This is a genomic window from Streptococcus hongkongensis, from assembly GCF_053206145.1.
The window spans coordinates 19,783-29,028 of sequence record NZ_JBRUGD010000018.1 but is presented as its reverse complement, the minus strand read 5'-3'; the positions used below and the strand labels follow the sequence as shown (position 1 = coordinate 29,028).

Genomic DNA, 9,246 nt, shown 5'->3' with positions numbered 1-9,246 from the left:
AAGAATGCGACCCTAAAACAGGTCGCATTCATTGAAAATTGGATAAATAACTATCCTAAAAAAATACTAGATTATAAATCTCCTAAAGAGTTTTTACTAAATGGCTAACTTGAACTTGTAATTTGCCGAGTTACTTCAATTTTCAACACCATCTAACTTTTCAAGAACTTTTAAAAGATTGGTGGGTACAAGCCCATTAGCATATATACAGGAAAATGATTTAACAAAAAAAACATCATAAACATCATTATATTGAAAAAGATTCAGAATAGTTTGTACCAAAGGCGGTTTCTGAATCTTTTTGCTATATCTGGAAATTCTATCCCAGAACAAATGGTCTAAAAATAGGAATAAATAGCTTCTATTAATGGTGACTTTGAATATTGAAAAATTATAAATATCTTTGTGAAGCCAAATTTTTAAAGTATTTCTGCTTAGAGACTAATATACTCTTCTTCAATTTCTTATTAAGGGGGTAAATGTCCTAGAACTATTCATAACACTTAATCTCAATTGCTTTATCATAATTAGCGTGAATAATTTCATGCTTATTTTTTTCTTTACTAACTCTCCTTGCTCTTGTATGGATTAGAAATTGAGCCAAATCTGTATTATGTCACTCATCTCCTCCAGAAATTGTTTTGACCATGACACCATCCTCTTCCAAGTAAATTCTTTCTACTTGAATTTTTGTGGTTGTTCTACTTTCTGATAGAACCGTCCGTTCACTCCTATTTATGCGTTAATAACCATGTTTCCGTATAGTAGGAATCTGAAAAGGTTACTAGCTAGAGTGACTTTTTTTCTGTTTCATTTTTGCGGATGTTCACTTCACGAGAGTTGATACGATCTTTTATTTCCTGGTAGGTTGTATAAGTCTTCAGCGTATCTTCAAAAAATTCTTGAAGTGCATCTTTTTCTATTTCAAACTCTTGAATGCTTTGACTGACATCTGCTATAGTAATATCTTTTGGAAGCCCTAATTCATCTAACAGCTGCATAGCTGGCAAACTATTTTCTGGTGTTTGTTCAATGGCAAGTAGAGCCCCTTCAACTTTATGATAGTAAGCTAGACGTTCATCTAAGGTTTGAAGTTCTTGATTAGTCTCTTCGATTTTGTTATTGAACCGTTCTTCTAAATTTTGGAATTGTTCACCATCTGTGACATGATGTTCAACCAAAAAATTATATTCCTTAATGAGTTCTCGCATGGATGAGATGTGAGCATTTTTTGTGACAAGTACTTCGCCATTTTGCTTGGCTAATTGTCGAGCGAGAGTTTTCCCCATCATGTAACGATTCTTCTCTGACTGATCAGGATTGAGTAAATAAAAGTAATCTCTTTCTTTGATGTAGATAATGTAGTTTCCATCTTCTTGTTTATCCACTTTATGTGACGGAATCAAAACCGTTCCGCTATTGAGTACACCATAATCCATTTGAAGATAGATACCATGACTACTTTCTTGTTCTACTTGCCAACTAGCAACTTCTAATTTCAATTCAAAATCATTGTCTGCTTGAACACTTTCTTCTTGATACCGTTCCTTGATTTCAGAGACATCATAAACCAATTGATTTTTCTTTACTCGTTCTTGAATTTGTTCTAAGCCATAATGTCCTTTTTTAGATATGGTACGGTCTCTTGTATTCTTTTCTTGATATTTACCATTCAATGGTGCTAATAATCGATACTTGACATGCATCCCAGAAAAATCAATCTGAAGATCAAGTGCTTTGGCTTTCTGTTTAAAATCCTCTATTGACATTGACTGCTTCAAAAGAAAATCGAGGCGCTGTTTAATCTCGTAACTAAAATTATTTTGTCGTCGCCAAGCTGAATATTTGGTGTAAGAATTTTTCATGGTTGGCTCAATAATTTTAGCGCCATATTTGGCCGCATGCTTATCTGAAATGGCTCGTAAATTTTTAAGTGTATTCTTCTGCCAACGCATCTTTTTTAGCGTTGAAGTATGTGTTGTTGATAAAATGATATGGTTATGGAGATGGTTTTTATCAGTATGGGTTGCGATCACAAACTCATAATCTCCTCCAGTAAATTCCATCATGGTCTGTCTGCCGATTTCATGGATTTGTTCTGGCGTTAGGTTATCTTCTGGTGAAAAAGATTGAATAATGTGATGAGCTAAGACCTGTTTTCCTGAGTTTAATTCTTTGAGGTCATCATCTCCTCTCTTGAAAGCTGCGGCTAACTTTGTCATGACCATTTCTTCATCAGCCACGTTAACATCTTCAATCCCATGACCAGACACCAATTTAACTTGTATCTCGCCATTGTGATAGACTAGTGGAAAATCCACAGCTATTTCTTCTGTCATGCCAACTAAAGTTTTCGCTTCATTTAAAATATATCGTACCGCAATTTTTAAATTTGATGATGTTTTGATTTGTTTGGGTGGTTTAATAGCTACCATTCGTCATATGTCCTTATTTCTTTTGTTTTTCTTTCTTGTAAACTTTTCTTCTCTGCACTAGACAATTTAACTGCAACCATATCCTTTATCTCAGATAAATAATCCAGCACCTGGGTTAGCTGTTCAGTAGAAATGTTCTGATTTTCATTTGCATGTTTGGCTATTTGGTTGATATTTCCTCCAATCCGATTGACAGCTACCCTTAAATTTTTCAATTCTGAAAAATCAATTTGGACTAGCTTTCCCTGTACTAGCTGATTCTTGGCATAGTATTGAAATGTAGGTACTTGCATTTGTTCCATAACATGTTGCACCTGCCTATATTCTTGCTCTGTGAAGTACACTTCTTTACGAATAGGCCTTTTTCTATTAGCTGTTTTTTGAGGCATTTCCTCATCCCCTTTCCTTGTGGCAAGCTTAGCATTTGCCCGGGCAAATGCGATTTAAAAAAAGGTTAGAGAAGGTCAATCCAACGATTTCCCCTCTTACCTTTTTTAGTTTTGGGGAAATCCCCAAGCCCCTAGTTCCTCCCTTTTTGAAGGGAGGTTCATTTTTATTTTGTTAAAATAATTATCGAAATTGCTTCAACATTTTTTCTAAAAATGAAGATTTTTGTTTTGTTTTTTCCTCAACCTGTAACGCTTTTTCTGAAGCTGTTTCCTGTTGGGAATTGAGTTGTTCAGCTAGAAGTTCTAACTGATTATCGCTAAGTAGTTGGAAGAGAGATTGACCAATTTGTATCTCTGTCATCATTATTTTTTCATTGACCACGACTTGAAAATCGTCATCACTAATCATCTCCAAAAGCTGAATATTTTCTTCTTGCCAGCTCACTAGAGAGGTGTCTTCTTTGTTAAGCAGTTCCCTATCTGCTATTAACTGTTCCAAAACTTTCTGACGAGTTAGGTCTCCAGCTTCAGGAGAAATGCCTTGGATGATATCCCCATCCATGAGAGGGATAAAGTCAGATAGGATGGTCAGTAATTGGTTTTCTTGATAGTCATTCATGTGTGTTGTCCTCCTTGTGGTGGTGTTGTTTTTAATTTGACCTTGGGGGATTTTTGGATATCTCGTTCGGTCATTTCGAGAACCCCTTTTCTTTTTTTGACTGAGCTTCCTGTTTCAATTCTTGTTTGTGTTCCTCCACAGCTTGCTTGCTTTGGTCTTTGAATTTTTGAAGTTTTTGTTCAAACTGATACTTGGTTTGTTTCTCTTGAGCAAGGCGCAATTGTTCCAACTGTTGATCCATTCGAGCCATCAAACTTTTGGCTTCTTGTTGGACAATATCAAGCTGTGCTTCTAAATCAGCAAGAGTTTCTTTATCATCGGACCAACTCGCTAAATACCCAAAGGAATATCCCGAGGTATCCAGACCATAATAAGCTGATACCACATAGGCCACGCTCTCTGCTTGAAGTTCTGCTGTACTTCTGGTCAGCTGTTTTTGTTGAGGATTATTGGCATGATGTAGTTCCGAGTGAGCTGTTTCATGTAGGAACGTTTTAATCAGTTGTGACTTGTTCATGTCATTACTGCGTAAGACAATTTGGTGTTCTGACACATCATAGTAACCTTTACGATCACCTTTCATTTCTTCGAATCGGACACTCACATTATTCTCTTTCGCAACTCCCATAAGCGCACGATAAAGGTTGGCATAGTCTAAATCTGCGAGTTGATCTTTTATCTCTGAAGCTACTTTTGGCATCTCTTTACCATCTGTCTGACTCACATCAAAAACGGGGACCAATCCAAAGAAGGTGATGGTTTCTGGTTTACCGTTTTTATCTAAGATTGGTTGATTATTCTCGTCCTTTTTGAGTTTGGTCATTGGCGCAAAAATCCGAAGGGACTTCTCCCCTTTCTTCACATGGCGCTCAAAGGTTTCCTTCCATTGCTTAAACGAAGCAACTTGAGTAGCTTCTGGATTTTGTGCAAGAATTAAGCGTAAATTGCGGCTAGAGTAGTGATTGAGTTGACTCATTTTGGTTAAGTAGTCTTTGTATTTATCTGAGTTTAGATACTCTTTGATGCCATCTTTTAGGTGGCCATTGAGACCTGCGATATCTTTATTTTTGATAAAGTCTGCGACGGCTAAACTACTTGACATTCCAATACTTTCTGTCACATTTGGACTCGTTTCTTCTCTTGCTTTAGAACTTGGCGTGGATCTAAAATCATAAGGGTTAGTCCCTTGTTTGCGCTCTTCTTCATCTGAAATGCCATCACCATCTGAGTCAATTTTAGGATGAATTGAAGCTGTTTCATCTTTTAAAATTTCTGTTTTCATAGCTTCTAGATTGCCGTCTTTTAGAATTGCAAGCAATTCTTTTCCTCCATCCTGAATGTAGTCATCATTGATTGACAATTGCTCGATCACACCATTACGTTCACGATAAACTCCTAGAATCGTATTCTTTGTTCCCTTCGTAGTGAGCTGTAAATTGATTGGTTCAGTCAGATTTAATGTTGATACTGGAAATGAGACATCTCCAAGTGTTTTGAAAGCTAACAATAATTGTTCGTTCTCTGTTCGTATAGCAGAACTAGCATGAATTGCTTTCATTTTTTTTATATCCGCAATATTTGTAAACATAAAAGATTTAGCTTGGATAATCTCCTCGAACAAAGGGAGAACTTGAGCTTTACTAATAAATCCTCGATTCACGAGAATATTGGCAAAATGTCCATCTCCCGCAGCAAAACGTTCAACCAACCGTTCCGCTGTTAAATTTTTTCCAATGGGACGGATACCTGTTAGGTGCATAAACTTATCTTTGTCATAATTGATTTTTATGGCATCAACTTTCCCGTCTTCCTGATAAACATAGGTCACCGAAGAACCTGCCAGAGTTGTTAAGTACCACTGGGCTGTTTGTTGGAGAATTGGGGCATAAGCATTTAGATTTCTCAAATCCTCTTCCGTCGCAATATGATAACCATCACGAATAATTGACACATGAGCATTATCTGTGGTAAAATGTAGGAAACAAGGGGATATTGTCGGGTGACTGGTAACAGTTTGCTCAAAGGTAGTTGAAGTTTCAGCTACGGGTGCGGGACTGCCTTCAGCTTTGGGCTGTAAAGACCCCCAACTAACATTGGTCCCCTCCTTTTTTTCTTGCTCCAGAATAGGTTCTGGAGCTTTTTTAGTGTCTTCAGTCATTGCTTTCCTTTCTGTCTGGTTCTCCTTAAGATATTGATTCCAATCCATTTTCCTGTCTCCCTCTCCTTTAGGAGGTCTGGCATCGATGATTGGAATCTTTTTTTCTTTCAAAGTTTCAATAAAATCTGTACCTGCCTTATCATTATCTACCGCAAGCGTAATCAGATTATCCTGCTTATGGTCATGAAAGAGGATGGATGTTTGAGCCGCCTTAGCCAAAAATTGAGACGTTTTAGTCAAGTCCCTAGCTTTGGTGTAATCTCTACCATCTTCTACTAATACTCCTTGTTCCTGAAGAGCTTCCATGGCATAGCGAGAAACAATCCCTTCTTTTAAGCCTTCCATGGCGACTAGCCTGACATCCTCTAATTGATCCTTATGAAGCTCGTAGTAGCTCATCAGGTCAATGGGAGCCTCTGCTACAATCAACCGTTTAGGAGAGCCGATAGATACATTTAAGCCTGCAATACCCTCTGACTGGTACATGATTTGTTTGAGGTAGCCCTTGCCTTCATAGCGTTCTGGATAAGGAGATAAGCCCTGGAGGCTAGCCCCAACAATAGTCTGACTTTTATCCAGGTATTTAAAGACCAGGACATCTTCTATGAAGCCGTCACGATCTCGTCGTCTCGCTTGTGCGAGCACCCCTTTTTCGAGGAAGAAATTGATGGTCTCATCCGATAAGCCTCTGACTTCTTTTAAGTAGTTTCTCGCTTCTCTAAAAGGCTGTTCATAGGGGCTTAAGCTATATCTGAAGGGCTGACGAACTTCTTCCATGGGTTTTGCTTCAGGGAACTGACCTGTGTCAAGGAACTTCATGGCATCCGCATAACTAACCTGTCTGATTTCCTGTACCAGGTTAATCGTATCGCCATAAGTCCCTCTAGAATACCAGTGCCAAGTATTTTTATGGGTATCGATCTTGAAAGAGTCATGTTCTTTCCAATAATATTCTTTATGAGAGTTTCGTTTCATCTCCATCCCTAGGCTTCTAGCGACCTCTAAGATGGAAAGGGATTTGGCTTGTGCTTTGGTTAATACCATCTATTTTTCCTCCTTCAGTAATGTTTTAAAGAGCTCATAGCCCTCAGGAGTACTTTCAAGGGCTTCTACAAGCAATGGCTCTTTTTGCTCTATTGTCACAAAGAGATGAGGGGCCAGTTGATAAAACGTTGCTTCATCTGCTTGTTCCAAAACCTGCCAAATAGCCTGGTATTCTAATATTAAGTTTTCTGCTTTCAAGGCAAGTGGTTGGCTAATGGTTTCTAAATAGCCAAGTCGTTTTTTTGTATCAGTCATCATATCGTCCTTTCTACTAGCTTAAGCTGCAAAGAGTTCTTCAAACTCTGGGGTTAAATCTGTCGCATGAAGCAACAGACCATCAATATCTGTTCCTAGACGCTTATAGTCATACCATTTTTCTTTATCTTCAGGGGAGTGGGCAATGTCATCTTGTCTTGGATGATCGTAAACACTAGCCTTCTTGTCCTTAAAAACATTTTGTTTTGAAATAAACACCAATCCCTCATCTATACCAATTCTAGCCACTTCATCAGGAGTTAGGAGAGGACGGCCTTGGATTTGTTTGTTTTCACCAGAAGAACCGTTACGATAGCTATGCGTTTTTGAGGTTGATCTTGTTCTAATCGTTTGTTTTCCTGAACGGGTTGAGTAGTATTCCATGGTATCTTTATCATTGGTTCCCAAAAAAAGATGGGTAGCGCAATTATTAAAGATGGTTTTCCAATCACTCTTATAGAGAGATTCCAATTGGTTAACAGCTTGAATAATGATTTTAATGGACATCTCACGGCTACGAATAGAGGATAAGACCTGGGTAAAGTTTGGAATACGGCCAATCTGCGCAAACTCATCTAAAATAAATTGGATATGTCTGAGATTTTGTCTGCTGTATCCAGGGACTTTTCCCTGGAGAATAGTATCTGCCTTGTGGGTTAAGACCTCAAAACCAACCGCAAAAAGGATAGAGGATAAAAAGTTAAAGGCATTGTTGGTTTCTGGGATGGCAATAAAAACAGCCATTTTCTTTATATTCCAGCTATCCATCTCCATGGTGTCCTCACTGATGAGCTTTCTCACGTCGTCATGATCAAAGATGGAATACCTAGAAGAAAGAATAGCCACAACACTATTTCTTGTTTCCCCCTTAAAGTTCTGGAAAAGTTTCCACTGTTTGTAAGCATAATTACCAGGTTGTAATTCTTCTAGCTCTTCAAACATCTGTTCGACAGAACTAGGAACCTCTGGGTCTTCACGATAGATACCACGTAAGAGATCAGCCACGTGACCAAGATTTGGCATATAAAGCTGTGCGCCTGTTTCAGGATCTCTAGAGTCAAAATAGAGCCAACCAATTAAAGCCCGCTGCAACATTAATTCTGCCTGCACCCAGAAATCTTCTCCCATGTGCTCACTCTTCTTAGTGCCTTCTGTAATAGCTTCAGAGATGCGGTCAATGTCTAATTCTGAGGTCATGTAGTGAAAGGGATTAAAGCGATCAGAATTCTTTAGACGAATGAGATCAAAAACTTTTACGGCATAGCTATGTTTTTCCAGCATCTTTCCAGTTTCATGTACCAGATTTCCTTTAGGGTCTGTGATCACAAAGTTAGAATTTAGCTGCATAAGATTAGGGAGCACAAAAGTAAAAGTCTTCCCATCTCCAGGAAGACCAATGACAATGACATTCTTATTGAGTTGAACGTTGTAAGCAAGTCTGAAGTTAAAAAGACCCATTTTTACCTGCTTAGTAAAGAGCATGTTCTTATCACTTTCTTTGTCCTCAAAGCGTTTCATCTCCTTTAAGGTTGCAAATCGAGCACTCCCTTGTTCTTCACCGTATCGATAGGAACTTTTGTCTCCTGAGACATAAATCAATAGAGGCAGACAAAAACCAACGAGGCCTGCAAATACAGCTTGAGGGGCAAAAGAGAGCCTTACGGAGAAGAAAGACCAATGCTCAAGCAACCAATTCATCCGTAACATCCCCATAAAGGGTACTGCTTGTGTCGCTAGTTGATAGTAAGCATAAAAAGACTGGGATAGGATAAATGATAAAAGCCCCACCACTAGGTAGGGCCAAATCGGCTTTCTTATCATCGTACTTTCTCCTTTCCAATTTCTTTCGTGACGACTGGACTTAACCCTTTATAGACGGTATGGGTCTTGTAGTAGGCGAGTTTTTCTTCTGGACTCATTTCATGGGGCTTTCTCAAGACCTTTTTAGAAAAAGCTGTTAACTTCTCAGGACTTTTCGTCACGTCCGCCAACATATCTTTAATGGCTTTTTCAGCTAAGAGACGGTTTTTACTCTCAAAAAAGAGATACGTTGTATCGCCTTTTTGGTGGTAGGTAAAGCCTACTTTGACTTTTTCCAGATAATGCTTTAACTTCTCTAGGTGGACTTCACTACTTAAGAGCTGCTCCACGTCTTTTTGGGAGCTGATTGCCATGAAATCATTGAAACGGGTTTCTCCTTCAAATATTTGATGGTCTAGCTTGTATTGTTTATTATCATGATAAGCCTTGGAAAGGGTGTAAAGGGCTTGAATGGTTAATTCTAAAGTCACTTTGCCCTTTAAAGCTAGGGAATGACTGGTTCTTGCTTGATCCATATCCTTACCT

General features: G+C 38.4%; 7 protein-coding genes and 2 pseudogenes. 1 reads left to right on the top strand and 8 read right to left on the bottom strand.

Going from position 1 to position 9,246, the window contains the following annotated elements:
- A pseudogene (locus ACVRZD_RS09870) lies at nucleotides 1-108 on the top strand (IS30 family transposase); the annotation flags it as partial.
- Nucleotides 109-508: 400 nt separating this feature from the next.
- On the opposite strand, the pseudogene ACVRZD_RS09865 reads toward ACVRZD_RS09870, so the two are convergent.
- From ACVRZD_RS09865 to ACVRZD_RS09830, 8 genes and pseudogenes are all read right to left on the bottom strand, one after another.
- Nucleotides 509-709, bottom strand: a pseudogene (locus ACVRZD_RS09865) (ISLre2 family transposase); the annotation flags it as partial.
- Between the two features lie 79 nt (nucleotides 710-788).
- Complete coding sequence (locus ACVRZD_RS09860; protein ID WP_037627155.1) at nucleotides 789-2,435, bottom strand: helical hairpin domain-containing protein; 1,647 nt, start codon at nucleotides 2,433-2,435, stop codon at nucleotides 789-791.
- Nucleotides 2,429-2,824 carry a plasmid mobilization relaxosome protein MobC gene (mobC, locus tag ACVRZD_RS09855; RefSeq protein WP_017794516.1) on the bottom strand — a complete coding sequence of 132 codons (396 nt, stop codon included), beginning with the start codon at nucleotides 2,822-2,824 and terminating at the stop codon, nucleotides 2,429-2,431. The genes ACVRZD_RS09860 and mobC overlap by 7 nt, the downstream gene beginning before the upstream one ends.
- A 181-nt stretch (nucleotides 2,825-3,005) precedes the next feature.
- Nucleotides 3,006-3,443, bottom strand: a complete 438-nt coding sequence (locus ACVRZD_RS09850) for a hypothetical protein (RefSeq protein ID WP_037627152.1) — start codon at nucleotides 3,441-3,443, stop codon at nucleotides 3,006-3,008.
- Nucleotides 3,444-3,513: 70 nt separating this feature from the next.
- A complete protein-coding gene (locus ACVRZD_RS09845; RefSeq protein WP_447450465.1) occupies nucleotides 3,514-6,645 on the bottom strand; it encodes a PBECR4 domain-containing protein in 3,132 nt (1,043 codons plus the stop codon).
- Nucleotides 6,646-6,903 (bottom strand): hypothetical protein, encoded by a 258-nt coding sequence (locus ACVRZD_RS09840; protein WP_198777494.1) that lies wholly within the window; start codon nucleotides 6,901-6,903, stop codon nucleotides 6,646-6,648.
- Nucleotides 6,904-6,921: 18 nt separating this feature from the next.
- A complete protein-coding gene (locus tag ACVRZD_RS09835; RefSeq protein WP_447450464.1) occupies nucleotides 6,922-8,721 on the bottom strand; it encodes a VirD4-like conjugal transfer protein, CD1115 family in 1,800 nt (599 codons plus the stop codon).
- Nucleotides 8,718-9,236, bottom strand: coding sequence for a hypothetical protein (locus tag ACVRZD_RS09830; protein ID WP_447450463.1), 519 nt, complete (start codon nucleotides 9,234-9,236; stop codon nucleotides 8,718-8,720). Before ACVRZD_RS09830 ends, ACVRZD_RS09835 begins: the two co-directional genes overlap by 4 nt.
- Between the last annotated feature and the right edge of the window lie 10 nt (nucleotides 9,237-9,246).

What these genes read in the sequence shown, in the direction of transcription:
- mobC (WP_017794516.1), bottom strand. Translation starts at nt 2,824, where the DNA reads ATGCCTCAAAAAACAGCTAATAGAAAAAGGCCTATTCGTAAAGAAGTG.
- ACVRZD_RS09830 (WP_447450463.1), bottom strand. Translation starts at nt 9,236, where the DNA reads ATGGATCAAGCAAGAACCAGTCATTCCCTAGCTTTAAAGGGCAAAGTG.
- ACVRZD_RS09860 (WP_037627155.1), bottom strand. Translation starts at nt 2,435, where the DNA reads ATGGTAGCTATTAAACCACCCAAACAAATCAAAACATCATCAAATTTA.
- ACVRZD_RS09840 (WP_198777494.1), bottom strand. Translation starts at nt 6,903, where the DNA reads ATGATGACTGATACAAAAAAACGACTTGGCTATTTAGAAACCATTAGC.
- ACVRZD_RS09835 (WP_447450464.1), bottom strand. Translation starts at nt 8,721, where the DNA reads ATGATAAGAAAGCCGATTTGGCCCTACCTAGTGGTGGGGCTTTTATCA.
- ACVRZD_RS09845 (WP_447450465.1), bottom strand. Translation starts at nt 6,645, where the DNA reads ATGGTATTAACCAAAGCACAAGCCAAATCCCTTTCCATCTTAGAGGTC.
- ACVRZD_RS09850 (WP_037627152.1), bottom strand. Translation starts at nt 3,443, where the DNA reads ATGAATGACTATCAAGAAAACCAATTACTGACCATCCTATCTGACTTT.